18 protein-coding genes and 1 pseudogene are annotated in these 15478 nt (G+C 39.1%); 11 read left to right on the top strand and 8 right to left on the bottom strand.

Annotation, left to right across the window (positions count from 1 at the left end; all coding sequences use genetic code 11):
• Window positions 1-61 precede the first annotated feature (61 nt).
• Window positions 62-724, top strand: a complete 663-nt coding sequence (locus CDZ78_RS13790; protein WP_087870527.1) for a hypothetical protein — start codon at window positions 62-64, stop codon at window positions 722-724.
• 132 nt (window positions 725-856) lie between these two features.
• Here CDZ78_RS13790 and CDZ78_RS22095 read toward each other — a convergent pair whose 3' ends face one another.
• Window positions 857-994, bottom strand: coding sequence for a hypothetical protein (locus CDZ78_RS22095; RefSeq protein WP_167374308.1), 138 nt, complete (start codon window positions 992-994; stop codon window positions 857-859).
• A gap of 442 nt (window positions 995-1436) precedes the next feature.
• Here CDZ78_RS22095 and CDZ78_RS22090 point away from each other — a divergent pair, with 442 nt between their 5' ends.
• The 7 genes from CDZ78_RS22090 to CDZ78_RS13760 all read left to right on the top strand — a co-directional run bounded on the left by CDZ78_RS22090 (window position 1437) and on the right by CDZ78_RS13760 (window position 7905).
• Complete coding sequence (locus CDZ78_RS22090; protein ID WP_167374307.1) at window positions 1437-1613, top strand: hypothetical protein; 177 nt, start codon at window positions 1437-1439, stop codon at window positions 1611-1613.
• Window positions 1614-1728: 115 nt separating this feature from the next.
• Window positions 1729-2091 (top strand): hypothetical protein, encoded by a 363-nt coding sequence (locus CDZ78_RS13785; protein ID WP_140414067.1) that lies wholly within the window; start codon window positions 1729-1731, stop codon window positions 2089-2091.
• Window positions 2092-2626: 535 nt separating this feature from the next.
• A complete protein-coding gene (locus tag CDZ78_RS13780; protein ID WP_087870525.1) occupies window positions 2627-3502 on the top strand; it encodes a prepilin peptidase in 876 nt (291 codons plus the stop codon).
• An 8-nt stretch (window positions 3503-3510) separates the two neighbouring features.
• The gene (coaE, locus tag CDZ78_RS13775; RefSeq protein ID WP_087870524.1) at window positions 3511-4104 is read left to right on the top strand and encodes a dephospho-CoA kinase; all 594 of its coding nucleotides are present in this window, start codon (window positions 3511-3513) and stop codon (window positions 4102-4104) included.
• Complete coding sequence (zapD, locus tag CDZ78_RS13770; protein ID WP_244559255.1) at window positions 4101-4874, top strand: cell division protein ZapD; 774 nt, start codon at window positions 4101-4103, stop codon at window positions 4872-4874. Before coaE ends, zapD begins: the two co-directional genes overlap by 4 nt.
• 561 nt (window positions 4875-5435) lie before the next feature.
• A complete protein-coding gene (locus CDZ78_RS13765) occupies window positions 5436-7415 on the top strand; it encodes a TonB-dependent receptor (RefSeq protein WP_087870523.1) in 1980 nt (659 codons plus the stop codon).
• Window position 7416: 1 nt separating this feature from the next.
• Complete coding sequence (locus tag CDZ78_RS13760) at window positions 7417-7905, top strand: transcriptional repressor (protein ID WP_087870522.1); 489 nt, start codon at window positions 7417-7419, stop codon at window positions 7903-7905.
• 35 nt (window positions 7906-7940) lie between these two features.
• Here CDZ78_RS13760 and CDZ78_RS13755 read toward each other — a convergent pair whose 3' ends face one another.
• Together CDZ78_RS13755 and CDZ78_RS13750 are read right to left on the bottom strand one after the other, a co-directional pair.
• A complete protein-coding gene (locus CDZ78_RS13755) occupies window positions 7941-9515 on the bottom strand; it encodes a SulP family inorganic anion transporter (RefSeq protein WP_087870521.1) in 1575 nt (524 codons plus the stop codon).
• The gene (locus CDZ78_RS13750) at window positions 9515-10168 is read right to left on the bottom strand and encodes a carbonic anhydrase (RefSeq protein WP_087870529.1); all 654 of its coding nucleotides are present in this window, start codon (window positions 10166-10168) and stop codon (window positions 9515-9517) included. The genes CDZ78_RS13755 and CDZ78_RS13750 overlap by 1 nt, the downstream gene beginning before the upstream one ends.
• Window positions 10169-10262: 94 nt before the next feature.
• On the opposite strand from CDZ78_RS13750, the gene CDZ78_RS13745 reads away from it, so the two are divergent.
• Together CDZ78_RS13745 and CDZ78_RS13740 are read left to right on the top strand one after the other, a co-directional pair.
• Window positions 10263-10940, top strand: a complete 678-nt coding sequence (locus tag CDZ78_RS13745; protein ID WP_087870520.1) for a response regulator — start codon at window positions 10263-10265, stop codon at window positions 10938-10940.
• Window positions 10930-12303, top strand: a complete 1374-nt coding sequence (locus CDZ78_RS13740; RefSeq protein ID WP_087870519.1) for a sensor histidine kinase — start codon at window positions 10930-10932, stop codon at window positions 12301-12303. The genes CDZ78_RS13745 and CDZ78_RS13740 overlap by 11 nt, the downstream gene beginning before the upstream one ends.
• 383 nt (window positions 12304-12686) lie before the next feature.
• Here the strand turns inward: CDZ78_RS13740 and CDZ78_RS13735 are convergent, their stop codons facing one another.
• From CDZ78_RS13735 to CDZ78_RS13725, 3 genes are all read right to left on the bottom strand, one after another.
• Window positions 12687-13226: a hypothetical protein gene (locus tag CDZ78_RS13735; protein WP_087870518.1), complete on the bottom strand. Its 540-nt coding sequence runs from the start codon at window positions 13224-13226 to the stop codon at window positions 12687-12689.
• Between the two features lie 116 nt (window positions 13227-13342).
• The gene (locus CDZ78_RS13730; protein WP_338070329.1) at window positions 13343-13621 is read right to left on the bottom strand and encodes a sodium-independent anion transporter; all 279 of its coding nucleotides are present in this window, start codon (window positions 13619-13621) and stop codon (window positions 13343-13345) included.
• A 56-nt stretch (window positions 13622-13677) separates the two neighbouring features.
• A complete protein-coding gene (locus CDZ78_RS13725; protein ID WP_087870516.1) occupies window positions 13678-13938 on the bottom strand; it encodes a hypothetical protein in 261 nt (86 codons plus the stop codon).
• 215 nt (window positions 13939-14153) lie between these two features.
• On the opposite strand from CDZ78_RS13725, the pseudogene CDZ78_RS24550 reads away from it, so the two are divergent.
• A pseudogene (locus CDZ78_RS24550) lies at window positions 14154-14249 on the top strand (IS982 family transposase); the annotation flags it as partial.
• Window positions 14250-14272: 23 nt separating this feature from the next.
• Here the strand turns inward: CDZ78_RS24550 and CDZ78_RS13720 are convergent.
• Window positions 14273-15148, bottom strand: a complete 876-nt coding sequence (locus tag CDZ78_RS13720) for an IS982 family transposase (RefSeq protein ID WP_087870515.1) — start codon at window positions 15146-15148, stop codon at window positions 14273-14275.
• Window positions 15149-15243: 95 nt separating this feature from the next.
• Window positions 15244-15468, bottom strand: a complete 225-nt coding sequence (locus CDZ78_RS13715) for a type II toxin-antitoxin system HipA family toxin (RefSeq protein WP_140414065.1) — start codon at window positions 15466-15468, stop codon at window positions 15244-15246.
• Window positions 15469-15478: the final 10 nt, after the last annotated feature.

Genomic DNA, 15478 nt, shown 5'->3' with positions numbered 1-15478 from the left:
TTATACTCCTAAGTTCCACACAAAAACCTTCAAAGCTAGTAATTGAACTTAAGTGACAAAAATGCAGAAAGAACTACAAAAGCTATTATTCAAAAAGTTTTCCGCTTTATATTCTGCAAAACAAGAGACATTTCATCCTATTCAGTTTGATTGTGATGATGGCTGGTATTGTCTTGCCGAAACTCTCTCTGAACTGGTCGTAAAACGCTCATTAATGATTAAAGTGGCTAAAGTTGTCAATAAACAGGGGCGACTTCAATTTTATTTTTCTAATTTTGAAATTAAGGATAGAGACTTTATTGCTGGAGCCACAAAGATGGCGTTTATATTGTCAGGAATAGTTTGTACTGAATGTGCTGAAAAAGGAGAAATGTTCAACGGAAACTCTATTACATCTCGATGTCCTGTACACAGTGGAGCGGCTCTTCCCTTTATAAAACGAAGACCTATCATTGAATTGCCTATATCTACTGATGACATTGGAAAGATGTGGCAATCAATGATTATCAAGCTTTATCAGCAAGTTCAAGATAACCAAAAACGTAAAGAAATGCCTGAGGTTGTATTCACTAAATTTACCACGGTAAATGACACCTTACATATTGAATATACTGGAGGTGATGAAGTAACCCATGGAATGGTTATGTTTATTTTGGCATATGCATTAAAAATTGATAAAGATACAGGACAGATAATTACCCCCCAACCAGAGGCCTTCCATTGATTAGTGTCTCACAGCATACCTATAAACAAATAGTGTGACAGGTATGCTTTTCAATCGTTACAAGCCACCATAAATTTAAACGTATGTGCCTATTTTTTAACTAAGGAGAAAAAATGACAAAACAAAATGAACTCAATCAATCTGGCCGATTTCTTCAGTAGAAAGCGAACCAAAAACAATCATTGTAAATTGGTCTGTTTTTGAAGCCACTTTTAAAAATGGAAACAATATCGGGGAGTCGCTATTTTTGCGAAAGCTTGTTTTGGGCATCCCAGCCCAAGCAAGCAGCAAAAACTTAACGCGACCACTTATGCCTCCGGCGGCCCCGATTCGTCCTCGTCACCTCGTCCCGACCCAACAAGGGGTCGGAACATAGGCTCCAAATGACTTGATCGCCGTGTCGGATGGCCTTTTATTTTGTCTCCACCTTCGCTAACGCTCAGACTCCGACAAAATAACGGCCCTACGGCTATCGCGGACTAAAAATCATCACTTCGCTTAGGCTACGTTTCCCTGATTTTCAGCGAAAGTCACCATTTATTAGGAAATGTACCAGATCAATATGGCCGCGTTACATCAGCCATTACAACACGAAGTGGTCGAATCTATACGCTAATCGGCGAACCTGGTTATAGCGATGATGCTAATTATGTTTGGCATAACTGGAAAAAAACGAATGGTGTAATTTCAGAAATAAACGTAAGTGACCAATATGAATAAAAAATTTGAAGAAATACTTACAAAAAAATACCCATCTTTATACCAAGATATAAATGGTAGTAAAAGAAACTCAATTATATGCTGGGATTTTCAATGCCAAGATGGTTGGCTTCCTTTAATAGAAACTTTATCTGAATTAATTGTAGATTGTTCGATAAATATTAGCTAAAGAGGTCAAAAAAACCGTAAAAGGCTTTATTATTATGTAACTGAGTATGATCCTATTGACTACCCTTATATTTATGGAATAACAAATATGGCCCATACCCTTTCAGAAATAATCTGTGAAAAATGCAGTAAAAAAGGAAACTTCTATACGACAAAGAAGGGGGCTTCAAGTTGTGAACAACATTCTGGTTCTTGGCCCCCCCCTCATAAATATAGAATTCATAGTCAGCCTACCTTTAAAAGAAAATAGTTTTGGCTCAATGTGGCATGAAATGATTGTATATTTAGATGATGAAATAAAAATGCATCAAATTTATAACGACATGCCAGCAGGTATATTTACAAAAATAGAAAAACTTAACGGCAAGTTATCTATAGATTATGAGGGTGGTAATGAAGTAACTAAAGGAATGATTTCACTTATAGAAGCATATTCAGCAAAAGTAGATGAAGAAACAGGACAAGTATTAAACCTGTAATAAAAAACCATACTCTATTTTACACTTTTACTGACACCCAAGCATTAACATTAATACTGTCGTTGGTCTATAATGAAGTTATTAATAAAAATATCATTATCTAGGGCTCTGAAATTTTCATTGCCCACTTTTATTTTATAATCTGTTAATTCAGTTTATTGCATCGTTTGCAATGGTTGTTGACAAAAATCAAAATTATGCTGAAAAAACAGGAATTAACTTACTTTATGTTGACAAGAAATGAAAAACACTGAAATCACTGATACTATTGACCTAAGACCCTGTGTCAACATTACTAAACTACAGTTTAGTGCGGCCATTGGCTAAAACTAGGGGATAATAAAAAACACGAGGGCTCTAGCTCCGCTGGTAACATACTGGCTTAGAGCCCCTGCTCCATGTATCACAAATATTTCACGTACCCCCAAAAGATCCCTGCAAGAACACATTCAGCAATAATAGCTTATACAATATAGCTTGTACGGTTCGATACTCGCATTTAAACTTTCTACCTTTACCCCCTATCTAAAGCGCTATGTCACCTTATTCAATTATTCTAAATTCACCTGCTTTACTTTGTCCGCTTGTTGGCATCATAGGATTAATGATTGGGAGTTTTCTTAATGTCGTAATATATCGCCTACCCATTATGATGCAGCGGGGCTGGAAACAAGAATGCCAGGAGTTTCTTAAGCTTCCAGCTAGCGAACCAGCGGCTGAAACTTTTAATTTAGCCCTACCCCACTCTCATTGCCCTGCATGTAATACAGAGATAATGTGGTACCAGAATATTCCAGTACTAAGCTATCTATTATTACAAGGAAAATGTGCGAATTGCCAAACAAGAATTTCTCTACGTTACCCGTTTGTTGAAGCTCTGACAGGCATTTTATCCATCGTTGTTGCCTACCAGCTAGGCGGTGAAATAGAAACCTTGTTCGCCCTGCTACTTACCTGGACATTAATTGCACTGAGTGGTATTGATTTTGATCATCAATTATTACCCGACAATATTGTCCTACCCATGTTATGGCTAGGATTATTTTTAAGTTTATTTAATATTTTCACTGATCCTGTATCCAGCATTATCGGAGCAGTAGCCGGTTATCTATTCTTATGGGTTATCTATCAGTTATTTAAACTACTTACCGGCAAAGAAGGCATGGGTTATGGCGATTTCAAACTACTCGCCTTATTTGGTGCCTGGCTAGGCTGGCAATACCTGCCATTAATTATATTATTATCATCTCTAGTCGGTGCTATTATTGGTACTTCCCTGATTATTTTCGTACAACGAGACAAAAATATTCCTATTCCCTTTGGGCCTTATCTCGCTATTGCCGGCTGGATTGCCTTATTGTGGGGTGAGCAAATTAATACACTATATTTAACTAATGCTGGCCTATTATAGGTACCCTGATGTATAAAGTAGGTCTTACCGGAGGTATTGGCTGTGGTAAATCAACAGTAACTAATTTATTTAAACAACACGATATTCCAGTTGTTGATGCAGATGTCATTGCTCATGCGCTGGTTGCGCCTGGCCAAAAAGCCTTAAGCCAAATCAGCACTACTTTTGGATCTGGTATGATCAATCCGGATGGTAGATTGAATAGAGCTCTGCTACGTGATTGTGTTTTCCAGAACGCAGAAAAAAAACGCCAACTTGAAAGCATTATGCACCCTTTAGTTTATGCAGAAATTAACTTTCAATTAAGCCGACTAAGCAGCCCTTATGCCATTGTTTCTATTCCATTATTAATAGAAACCCAGATGCAATCTCTGGTGGATTATATTTTAGTCATTGACTGCCCTATGGAAATGCAAATTAATAGAGTAAAATCACGAGACAAACTCAATGACTCACAAATTATCGCCATCATAAACAATCAAGTGAGTAGAACTGAACGCTTAATATATGCACACAGTATTATTGACAACACAAAAGACATTCCTCATCTAAGCGAGCAAGTTAACAGCTTACACGACCAATTTCTAAAGCAGGCAAAGTGACTACAGAATACATTAGCTACGAATTCCCTCTAAATGAACGCATGCGCGTGTTCATCCGTCTGGAACAGCTCTTTTTACAACTAGACCACTTCCTGAGCGGATCCAGCATATGGGATAAGCGTGCAGCAGTCAGTACTCTGGTGGATATTTTACAAGTTTTCAGTCGTCATGACTTAAAAGCTGAAACTCTTAAAGAATTAGAACGTCACTCCAATAGACTTAACCAATTATCAAACCACGAAGGTATTGATACAAAGAGGCTACGTAAAATCCTGGATGAATTAAACTCAACCAGCAAAATACTCTATGCAACCAATGGAAAAATTGACATCTCCAGCATGAAAAGCGATTTGTTCCATACCATTAGTCAGCGCAGTAGCATTCCAGGTGGCACCTGCTCATTTGACCTCCCTTCCTACCATTTTTGGCTAGAACAAAATAAAGAACTACAGGATGAAGACTTGAATATGTGGATAAACCTGTTTTCTCCCATTCGAACAGCAGTCGATTTGATCCTGAATTTTATTCGTTTAAGTGGTGCAACTAAAGAAGAAATTGCACACAAAGGCTTTCATCAGGCAACATTAGATCAGACACAACCCTACCAGATAGTAATTATCAAGCTATTAAGATCCATCCCATATTTTGTCGAAATTAGTGGCGGAAAACACCGGTTTACGACACGCTTTATGTCATCTTCTAAAGGTAACATCAGGCCTAAACAAGCTGAAAAAGATGTTAACTTCTTGTTAAGTTATTGTATTTTTTAATGATGATATACTTAGACATTAGGGAGACGGAAATAAATAACCGTCCAATTTTTAAACGTTAATAAGCTAGTTTCAATAATCTTTATGGATAATTTCGACTACCCACTTAACAGGAAATATTGCGCTAGGGTGCGCATCGCATACCTTTCAGAGCTGCTATAGTTTCTCTGAAATTTTCAAGCAATATTCGGAAGCGGGATCTTTAGTCCCGTCCAAGCATGCGGGACTAAAGATCCCGCTTCCGAGCATTTCTGACTGCCCAGAATGTATGGAAATTATTTACCTGAAAGCCTATAGGTATGCGATGCATACCCTACACAAAGCTTGTTCCGCGTTGAATTAGTCGTCTAATTTTGGATGATTTAATTTTTCCATTTCCCTTACCCACTTGCGTAACTAAAAACAAATAAATACATTAGCTAAATTCAAGCTCCCCATCTAAGTCTAAGCTTACGATATATAATCATAAATCATATCGCAGAACTACCTAAGACAAAGCTGCTATTGATCCATCCGAAAAAATGTAATATTATAACATTACATTTTTATCAGGATTTTAATATGCTTCGCCAATCATGCCTCCTCTTTCTTTTTTTTACATCTTCTGCAATAGCAGAAGATGTGCAAGAGTTAGAGCCTGTTATTGTATCTGCACCTTTACATACAAAGACAGCGGAGACAGTACACCCGGTTAATATATTAGCTGGAGATGAATTATCAATGAAACAGGCAACGACGATTGGTGAAACCTTAAAAGGAGAATTAGGTATTCATAGCATGTCTTTTGGTACTAGTGTTGGACAGCCAGTGATTCGTGGGCAGACGGGAGTGCGTGTACTGGTATTGCAAAATGGCTTAAGTAGCCTTGATGCATCAGGTGTTAGCCCTGATCATGCAAATAGTACCGAAGCCTTGCTAGCTGAACGAATCGAAGTGTTGCGTGGCCCTGCCAGCTTGCTCTATGGCAGTGGTGCAATAGGTGGCATTGTTAACGTGATTGATAACCGCATCCCCATGTATGTGCCTGAAGCAGCTGAACTTGCTTTTGAACAACGATACAACTCTGTGTCTAATCAATGGAGTAGCGTGTTAAAGCATGATGGCGGATTAGATCATTTTGCCTGGCACCTGGATGGATTCTTTCGTACTAGCGAGGATTACCATGTCCCTACCGAATCGAATGGTTTGGGATATGTAGAAAATACTGATGCACAAAGCTGGAGTGGTACTTTAGGAGGCTCATGGATAGATGATTGGGGAATGCTGGGGTTTTCATACAATCATCTGGATAACAACTATGGAGTGCCGCCAGTTGATGAACTGGTGCGTATAGATTTAAAGCAAAACCGCTATGATCTAAGAGCAGAATTTTATGAGCCTTTCTCCTGGATAGAAGCCTTAAAGTTACGCTTTGCTTATAACGACTATCAACATGCAGAACTAGAAGATGGGGTAACTGTCGGTACACAATTTGATATTCAGGGTATCGAAGGACGTGTTGAATTGGTACATAAGGCCATAGGCTTTATTGATCATGGGGCTGTAGGGTTTCAAGCACAAAATAAAGACTCCGTCGCAATTGGCGAGGAAGCATTTGTCCCCCCATCAGAAAAACAGAATTATGCGGTCTTTATGATTGAAGACATTCACGCGGGTAATATTGCCTATGAATTAGGTTTACGTGTTGAACATCAACAAATTGATGCAGAGGGTTTCTCCTCAACACAACATACTCCAGTAAGCGCCTCTTTATCTGCTTTATGGAATACAAACGACAACATATTATTTAGTTTAGCCTTTACCCATGCACAACGTGCTCCGGATGTCGCTGAATTATTTGCCGACGGGGTACATTTTGCAGCACAAAGCTATGAGCTAGGTGACGAAGATTTACAGCTGGAAACTTCATATAATCTTGAACTTAGTTTTAAAACAGACTTTGACTGGATGAGCACTGAGCTAAATGTTTTTCATAACTGGAGTAATGATTATATTCTGCAGGAAAATACCGGTGACTGGTTTAATCTGGATAGTGAAAGCTTTGTTTCAGACTGCGCTACTAATGAAGAATGTTTACCTGTATATCAGGCAATACAAAGTAATGCACGCTTCTATGGTTTTGAAGCTCAGCTGGCTTTGCCTTTATGGGAAGGTGAAGACAATCAATTTGATCTGACCTTGTTCAGCGACTTTGTTCGTGGTGAATTATCCGGCGGTGGTAATGTGCCGCGTATGCCCCCACTACGTTATGGTTTTCAGTTTGACTATTTTGGCTATGATGCTTTTTCCGCCGGGCTGAGATTAACGCGAGCAGAACCGCAAAACCATGTAGGGGAAAATGAAACGCCAACCGCTGGATATATATTATTAGATGCCAATGTTTCTTATCAGGTTCAACTCGCAGATAAATATAATCTTTTGTTATTTGTAAAAGGAAATAATTTGCTTAATGAAACCATTCGTAATTCGACATCATTTTTAAAGGACTACGCACCAGAGCCAGGCCGTGGTGCAGAAATAGGAATAAGGGTGAGCTTTTAGCATGACACAAAATATTGATAGTAAAATCTTGCAAGGTCAACATAACCACCGGAGCTGTGTTGCCCATGCGTTACAAGCTGCTGAAAAAATCTGTAGCAAAAATGGCGTACGCCTAACAGCCATTAGAAAGCGTGTTCTAGAGCTTGTTTGCGCAAGCCATAAAGCAATAGGAGCCTATGAATTACTGGACTTGTTTCGCCAGCATGACCCTAATGCAAAACCAGTAACGATTTATCGTGCACTGGACTTTCTAATGGAAGCAGGCTTGGTACATAAAATAGAATCACTTAATGCCTTTCTTGGTTGTTTACAAGCTGAAGTACAACATAAGTCTGTAATTCTAATTTGTGATCAGTGTAAAAATGCCTATGAGATTGATGCAACACCCGTTTATGAAAGCTTGTTTGCTTTAAGTGAAGGCGTGCAATTTAAGCCTCAATGTTTAACCCTGGAGTTGCATGGATCGTGTGTGAGTTGCCAGAAGACATAATGGTAAACAGGTTTATTCTCCTCAGCTGATAAAGCCTACCTAACAGGCTCCATCGTTCCATAACCATTCAAGTTTATAACCTGCAACTCAATATCTTTGCGTTTAGCCTCGGCTTTGAAATTATTAATGATCTCGTAAACATCGTAATCGATATACCTTGAATCCGAAGCATCGATAACGACTTTAGAATGATCAGGAATTCGGTCCAGAGTCTGCAAAATATTTGCCTTATTCAGAAATGAAACCTGTTCCGACAACCGGAGGATGATGGTTTTGTCTTCATGTTCCTCATGGTAATATCCGGCAACTTTGTAATTTTCCAGCAGCACACACACTAGCGCTATCACTAGGCCAATCCCTATGCCTAATAACAGATTAGTAAATACCAGGCCCAGAATTGTCACTATAAATGGGATAAAATGATACATCCCTGTTTTATACATTTTTATAAACAGTGCCGGCTTTGCTAGTTTATAACCAACCACAAACAAAATGGCTGCCAGGCAGGCCAGCGGAATCAGATTAAGTAATGCCGGGATTAACATAACCGAGATAAGTAGCAATAAACCATGAACAAATGCAGCAGCTTTAGTTTTTGCTCCTGCCTGAATATTTGCAGAACTACGTACTATTACCTGAGTAACTGGCAGCCCACCAATAAGTCCCGATGCACTATTGGCAAATCCTTGAGCAATGAGTTCGCGATTTGTCGGTGTCACTCTTTTATCTGCATCAAGTTTGTCCGCAGCTTCAACGCAGAGCAAAGTTTCCAGGCTGGCGACAATAGCCAGAGTCAAAGCAGTCAGATAAACCTGTGGATTGTTAAACTGGGAAAAGTCGGGAAAGGTAAACTGGCTCATTAAATCAGCACTGTTCTCGGCCACAGGAATACTGACTAGATGCTCCGTTGCTAGCGCCATCTCAGGAAAAAACACAGGAAACACCTGACTGATCAGTATGCCTGTTAATACAGCGATTAATGACCCCGGTAACAACTTGAAGATCCGGTTTTTTTTCATCACTCGCAATTCCCATAGAAACAGAATCAATAGTGACGCGATCGCAACTATCACAGCTCCAGGCGTAATATAATTCAGTATGTGAGCTAATTCAGTGAAGGTATTGAAGCCATCATCCTGAAAAAAGGACAGATCCCCTTCGTAATCACGGTCATAACCCAGGGCATGAGGAATCTGCTTAGTGAAGATGATAATACCAATGCCAGCTAACATACCACTGATCACTGAAGAGGGAAAAAAATAGCCAATGATACCTGCTTTAGCGATCCCCATGCCAACCTGAAAAATACCTGCCACTACAACAGCCAATAAAAAAGTCTCAAACCCCAGATCCTGTATCGCTGTCAATACGATGACAGCAAGACCAGCGGCTGGTCCGCTGACTCCCAGAGCAGACCGGCTAATTAAAGGAGCAACAATACCTCCCATAATGCCTGCTATCAAACCGGAGAACAACGGCGCACCCGACGCCATCGCAATACCTAGACAAAGCGGTACAGCAACAAGAAACACCGCAATCCCAGCTGGGATATCATAGCGAAGATTCGACAACACGTTGAAATTAGAATTGTACTGCTTAGTTGTATTCATCATTTCACTCTTTTATTTATCTTTTCATACTGAAAAATAGGATTAATCTTATGCTCCGATGTCAGCGTTACCAGAGGATTAATCAGTCCATCTTCCAGCCCATATACCCAACCATGCAACGTAGGTAGCTTATGTTGAGACCAGGACTCTTGAATAATTGAGGTATGCGCTAAAGCATTCACTTGCTCGATAATATTTAATTCAACCAGCTTATTAACCCGCTGCTTTTCGTCGCTTAAAGAATCAATTTCATCTTGATGCAAACGGTAAGTGTTTTTAATATGCATCAGCCATTTATTAGTAATAACCAGGTCTGAGCGTTGTTTATTTAATGCAGCAATAACACCGCCACAGTTATAATGCCCACAGACGATAATATGTTTCACTTGTAACACAATAACCGCATATTGCAAGACGCTAAGACAGTTAAAATCAGTAGGAATAACCTGATTGGCAATATTACGATGAATAAAAATTTCACCCGGTTCTGCATTGACAATAATTTCACCTGGCACGCGACTGTCCGAACAGCCGATCCAAAGAAATTCAGGCTTTTGTTCTTTTGATAAATGTTCAAAAAACTGTGGATCCTGAACTTTTTTATTAGCAGACCACTGTTTATTTTGTTCTAATAGTTTTTCAAATGATTGCATAAGTGTCTCTGGTAGCACGATTAATAGATGTTCTTTGGGTTTTAAATTAATTATAGGTATGCAACCTTTCAATAACCTTTCACCCTTGTAAGCAATGAACATTTTATTAATAGAAGATGATGCTGTACTCAGTGATGGCTTAACGCATATATTGCAGAAAAGCGGTTATACAGTTAGTGCAACTGCATCAGGAAACTATGCTCTGCAATTAATACATGCGCAAGGGTTTGACCTGATCGTGCTGGATTTAGGTTTACCTGATATGGATGGACTTGAAGTACTACGCAATATACGTCACCAGAAAATAGCCTTACCGGTTCTGATCCTAACGGCACGTGATGGCGTTAGCGACCGAATCGAAGGCATCAGTCAGGGAGCGGATGACTACTTAACCAAGCCCTTTGATTTAGGTGAACTAGAAGCTAGAATTCATGCATTGATACGCAGATGTTATGGAGGTTTCACTCATCGTATCGAGGTTGGGCGGCTGGTATTAGATACCCAGTTACACCAGATTCTTGCCGATGGAGAACTGCTCAGCTTATCCGCTCGTGAGGCTGCCTTACTTGAAATTTTAATCCTGCAAGCAGGGAAAGTTGTCAGTAAAGACCGAATAGCTCAGCGCCTAGCATCGACAGGCGAAGCACTAGCTGATAATGCGATTGAAGTCTATATTCATCGTTTACGCAAAAACCTGGAGCCCTATCAATCCGTTATCCGTACTATCCGTGGATTAGGTTATTTGCTGGAGGAAAACTCACATGGCCAGTAAAAGTCTGAAACATACTATTATTATTCGCTTACTAGTTCCTGTTTTCTGCTTTTTACTGATTGAAACCGCCCTCTCCTATTGGATGACTCTGCATTATGTCGACAAAACCAATGATCGCTGGTTACTTAACTCAGCACATTCTTTGGAACAGGAAATCAAAGTCACGGGGCAGAAAATATCTATTGAATTATCAGCAAATGCGCTGGAAGTTTTTAGCTGGGATGATCTGGACAAGACTTATTTTAGAGTAGTCTCTGAAAATCAAGGTGAATTAGCGGGTGATCCTGAATTACCAGAGCTTGACCTTATAGATGGAACTAAGCCCGTGTTTTTTAATAGCCTCATTTATAATGAGCCAATACGGGTCGTAGCAATACAGGTAAAAAATCAGGCAATAGCTGACAAAGTCACTATTTATTTTGCAGAAACTTTGCACAAACGTCAGGAAATGATGACCGATATTTTATTGGCTGACTTAATCCCGCAGTTACTATTTACAATATTGATATCTTTATATTTATTTAAAAATATTAAAATAATCCTGTCACCGTTTCATAAATTATCTAAGCAGATTGCAAGACGGTCGCCTCAGGATCTAAGCCCGATGACTGATACCTATGTTTTTACCGAGGTCAAAACATTAACGGATACCATTAATCTATTACTATCACGCCTAACTGCCGCTATTGCCGCTCAGCAGCGCTTTATTGCCAATGCTGCACATCAATTACGCACACCGTTAGCTGGGTTAAAGCTGCAAGCCGAAGTGGCTCAGCGTGAAAATAATCTGGACACCATGCGTACTTCTTTACGCCAAATGCAAAATAGTACCGACCGGGTTTCACATATGGTTACTCAGTTACTTGCATTAGCACGTTCAGAACCTATCGAAGGAAGTCAGAAATTAAAAAGACTAGACCTGCAGCTCTTGGTGCGTGAAGTTTGTATTGAGTGGGTACCCAAAGCATTGCAAGAACAGCTTGAACTAAGTTTTGATGGCCCTGATCATCCAGTCTGGATAAAGGGTGATGCTGTCTTGCTAAAAGAATTATTATCTAATTTAATCGATAATGCGATCAGCTATGGGCACGTAGATGGCAATGTTGTCGTTAAGTTAAGCTCGGATGAACTGCCTATTTTACAGGTTGAGGATGATGGTGATGGTATTCCCGAAGAGGAACAGACTCGAATATTTGAGCGTTTTTACCGAATTCAGAGTAGTTCAGGCAATGGCTGTGGTCTAGGGTTGGCTATTGTTAAAGAAATAGCAGATTTACACCAGGCAAAGGTTCAAATAAGCAACCGAATAGATAGAAAGGGGGCAGTGGTAAGTGTGTTATTCAAAAGGTTTCCTTCTAAGTAACAAAATACAAGTCTTTGAATATATAGTATTTTGTTACGTTAGAAGGTGGGCAGCCAGAAACCTGGCAAGATGCTGATTACGTACGACTCTCAGCCATATTACAATAATACTTGAAACATCAGTATGTTAAAAAACTCGTCATTCCCGAAGTCTACCCAGTCAAGCGTGGGCACAAGCTTTATCGGGAATCTTTGTCAAACCCACGAGATTCCTGCTAAAAGCATGCAGGAATGACGCAGTGTGGCTGAAAGTTATGGGGAATCAGGAAAAGTTTTAATCAAATAAACTAACCACGGGTGGCGCTGAAACAATTGCATAGCTAGCTACGCAACTGTTTTAGCAACGTAGTCTATCGGCAAATGTGGCCGCACGAAGTATATAATTTAACCAATGAATAACAAAAGAAAAGCAGTACCAAAGCTATATGCGCTGACGCATTTTATTTTGTGACCTATTGACATTGCTCGCCAGCAGCAAGCTTCTCGCCTTATGTGACGCAACCAGGCCGCCCGTAAATTTCGTTTAAAGCGAATAGATAGCCGAGGTGCAACAAGTATTAACCGATAAGCCAGAAATAACGCGGTAATAATCGCAGTATTTACAATGATTGTTTCGCTTTGCTGAGACGTGGTATTAATACTAAATTGAAGAAACAGTACCAGTAAATACTCGATAGCTTCAATCATCAAATGAGTAAGATGAATCACAATATCTAATAAGCTTAAAAACAAATCCAGTAAGCTATCAAATACTAAAATAAAAAATATTAAAGTGAGAAATTTTATACACACTCTAAGCAACATTTGCTGATCAGATTCAAGTTTCTTATCATCGTGCTTTATAAAAGCAGTAATTTTAAGAAAGTGCTTAAATTGTCTACACAACATTTTATTTTTAATAATTAATAAAGATTCAACGGGCATACAGTCATACAGATAGATTCTATGATACTTGCGGGATACCGGATGCTCCGGATACCCAATAGCCCACGGATGATATACCGTCTGCGCCAGGCTCTCAAGTAATATTGAATTTTTATTTAAGCTTGAATCAAAATTTCGTTCTTTTGCGGGTAATGATAAGGTGCAGGGCTAGCACTCAGTGTTTTGATTGCAGATTGAAAATCCCGACACAAAGCATCCTCCGGTATTATATAAGGAATCATGCGAACTTCTGTGAGCATATCTTTGGGCTGAGCCTGCAGACCTGTTACCAGAAGTTTTATATTCCTATCCTGCAGTACAGTAACCGCCTCTTTAAGAGCGTATACTCCAGATAAATCTATATAACTCACGCTTTCCATACACAAAATAACAATCTCAACTTCGGGGCGTGACCTAGACAGCGCAAGAAATTCATTGGCAAATTCTTTAATTATGGACTGTTTAAATATTTAATATAAATTTTATTTTGTATTTCCGGAATAATCCTGGCGTCATCCGCCCATGCTTTTTCGCACGTAAATTCTTCGATCGTGCCTGAAACGGATTTGTCTTCAGTCATATCCTCAAGTTTTTTAATAAATACCAGCGAAGCTAAAATGACTCCCAAAATAATTGCCTGAAAATTATCGGTAAAAACTATCATGACTAATACAATCAACATAATGACCACTTCGACTCTTAGTATTCTCATAATATGTTTGCCTTATTTGTAGTTGATGAATTCTATTCCTATAACGATCAGGTTATCTGTTGGAACAGTTAAAAAATCAATTGAATATATACCTAGCACTGATACCGCTACGGCTGACTATTTGCGCTACTATCAATGTTAATTTTGATTGAATAATCATCAGTGTTCCTGTTGAAAGAAGAAGTACCTAAACAAAGCAGCCTTGTAAAGTATTTATCCCCGAATGGGAAAAAACACAAATTGAAAGTGGTGAAAAGAAAAGAAGAAGGAAGCGCTGCATTAGTACGAGCGAAATTATCTGTCTCATTATTTAACCTGAGTTCGGGATAAGGAATTATAGCAAAGGCAATAAATCTTCTCTTCTTAGGTTGAGAGCAGGCTTTTTTTCTTGGTACGAATAAGCAACCAAACAGGCGACTGCATTGACCATATAATTCGTCAGTGATCTGTGCCTAGAGTGTTCTAGCTGAAAAATATTTTTCAATTGATCATTAATTGTTTCAATAATACTGCGCTTTCTCAGTAAGATAGCATCAAAAGCAGCCATCACTCGGGGTTTCATATTTTTTCTAAGTGTTGTAATCAGTTCAACATCATCAGTTGCCAAAAGCTCAGTCAGTTTTTTAGAAATATAACCACGATCACCAAACAGCTTCCCGATCACTTTTTTAGCCAGATAGGGAACAGGTTTTCGGTCATCAACATTACCTTTAGTGATTGAAAAAGAGAGTATTTCTCCACGGTCATCTACTATGATATGCAATTTGAACCCGTAAAACCAACCTGTAGAGGATTTGCCACGCTGCGCTACCTCTTTGAATGTTTTATGTCGTGGAATACGAAGGTTTTTACAAACACGAAGAGGTGTCGAATCAACAAAAGCAATTCCCTCTCCTTTGCCACATCGAGTTTGCATAAAAGCAGTCAAAGGAACAATCACCTCGGGTAATAACTCAATGAAACGGTTGTAACTTGGGGCCTTCGGGAAAGCACCCGATAAATTCCTCGGTAAATAGCGCAAGTAGAACCACTTGAACGTACCATACCCTGATTGGTGATAATAAATAATGAGAGAGATAATTTCGCTCGTACTAATGCAGCGCTTCCTTCTTCTTTTCTTTTCACCACTTTCAATTTGTGTTTTTTCCCATTCGGGGATAAATACTTTACAAAAATCGTCTACATCACAAAATAATTGGGTTAAACTCATCAATGGGCAGCCTTTTGAAATAAATATATTCTTGGTTGCTTATATTTTTTCAGGTTTTATAGAAGGTTGCCCACTTTTCTTATCCCGAACTCAGGTTAATTAAGAATGTCTTTAATAGCGGTATGAGGGATATCTAAACGGTGATTAACTGAAGGCTTGATAATATGTGTAGAAGGAGCAGAGCCCAGAGGAATTAATATTGCACCGTTAGCATCAATAAAAACAGTCATTTTGTCCTGAGCACCCGACAAAGACATTCTGGATTGTTCGCCTTTAATATTTAAAGGAACACCCTTAGTTTGTATACTGAAGTTTCCCAATAATTATTTA

The organism is Bathymodiolus platifrons methanotrophic gill symbiont, assembly GCF_002189065.1.
Lineage (GTDB): Bacteria > Pseudomonadota > Gammaproteobacteria > Methylococcales > Methylomonadaceae > Methyloprofundus.
This window is presented reverse-complemented; position numbering and strand designations above follow the sequence as displayed.

Excerpts from the sequence above, each read along its gene's own strand:
- CDZ78_RS13790 (WP_087870527.1), top strand. The coding sequence starts at position 62 with ATGCAGAAAGAACTACAAAAGCTATTATTCAAAAAGTTTTCCGCTTTA.
- CDZ78_RS22095 (WP_167374308.1), bottom strand. The coding sequence starts at position 994 with ATGCCCAAAACAAGCTTTCGCAAAAATAGCGACTCCCCGATATTGTTT.
- CDZ78_RS22090 (WP_167374307.1), top strand. The coding sequence starts at position 1,437 with ATGAATAAAAAATTTGAAGAAATACTTACAAAAAAATACCCATCTTTA.
- CDZ78_RS13780 (WP_087870525.1), top strand. The coding sequence starts at position 2,627 with ATGTCACCTTATTCAATTATTCTAAATTCACCTGCTTTACTTTGTCCG.
- coaE (WP_087870524.1), top strand. The coding sequence starts at position 3,511 with ATGTATAAAGTAGGTCTTACCGGAGGTATTGGCTGTGGTAAATCAACA.
- CDZ78_RS13765 (WP_087870523.1), top strand. The coding sequence starts at position 5,436 with ATGCTTCGCCAATCATGCCTCCTCTTTCTTTTTTTTACATCTTCTGCA.
- CDZ78_RS13760 (WP_087870522.1), top strand. The coding sequence starts at position 7,417 with ATGACACAAAATATTGATAGTAAAATCTTGCAAGGTCAACATAACCAC.
- CDZ78_RS13755 (WP_087870521.1), bottom strand. The coding sequence starts at position 9,515 with ATGAATACAACTAAGCAGTACAATTCTAATTTCAACGTGTTGTCGAAT.
- CDZ78_RS13750 (WP_087870529.1), bottom strand. The coding sequence starts at position 10,168 with ATGCAATCATTTGAAAAACTATTAGAACAAAATAAACAGTGGTCTGCT.
- CDZ78_RS13745 (WP_087870520.1), top strand. The coding sequence starts at position 10,263 with ATGAACATTTTATTAATAGAAGATGATGCTGTACTCAGTGATGGCTTA.
- CDZ78_RS13740 (WP_087870519.1), top strand. The coding sequence starts at position 10,930 with ATGGCCAGTAAAAGTCTGAAACATACTATTATTATTCGCTTACTAGTT.
- CDZ78_RS13735 (WP_087870518.1), bottom strand. The coding sequence starts at position 13,226 with ATGCCCGTTGAATCTTTATTAATTATTAAAAATAAAATGTTGTGTAGA.
- CDZ78_RS13725 (WP_087870516.1), bottom strand. The coding sequence starts at position 13,938 with ATGAGAATACTAAGAGTCGAAGTGGTCATTATGTTGATTGTATTAGTC.
- CDZ78_RS13720 (WP_087870515.1), bottom strand. The coding sequence starts at position 15,148 with ATGAGTTTAACCCAATTATTTTGTGATGTAGACGATTTTTGTAAAGTA.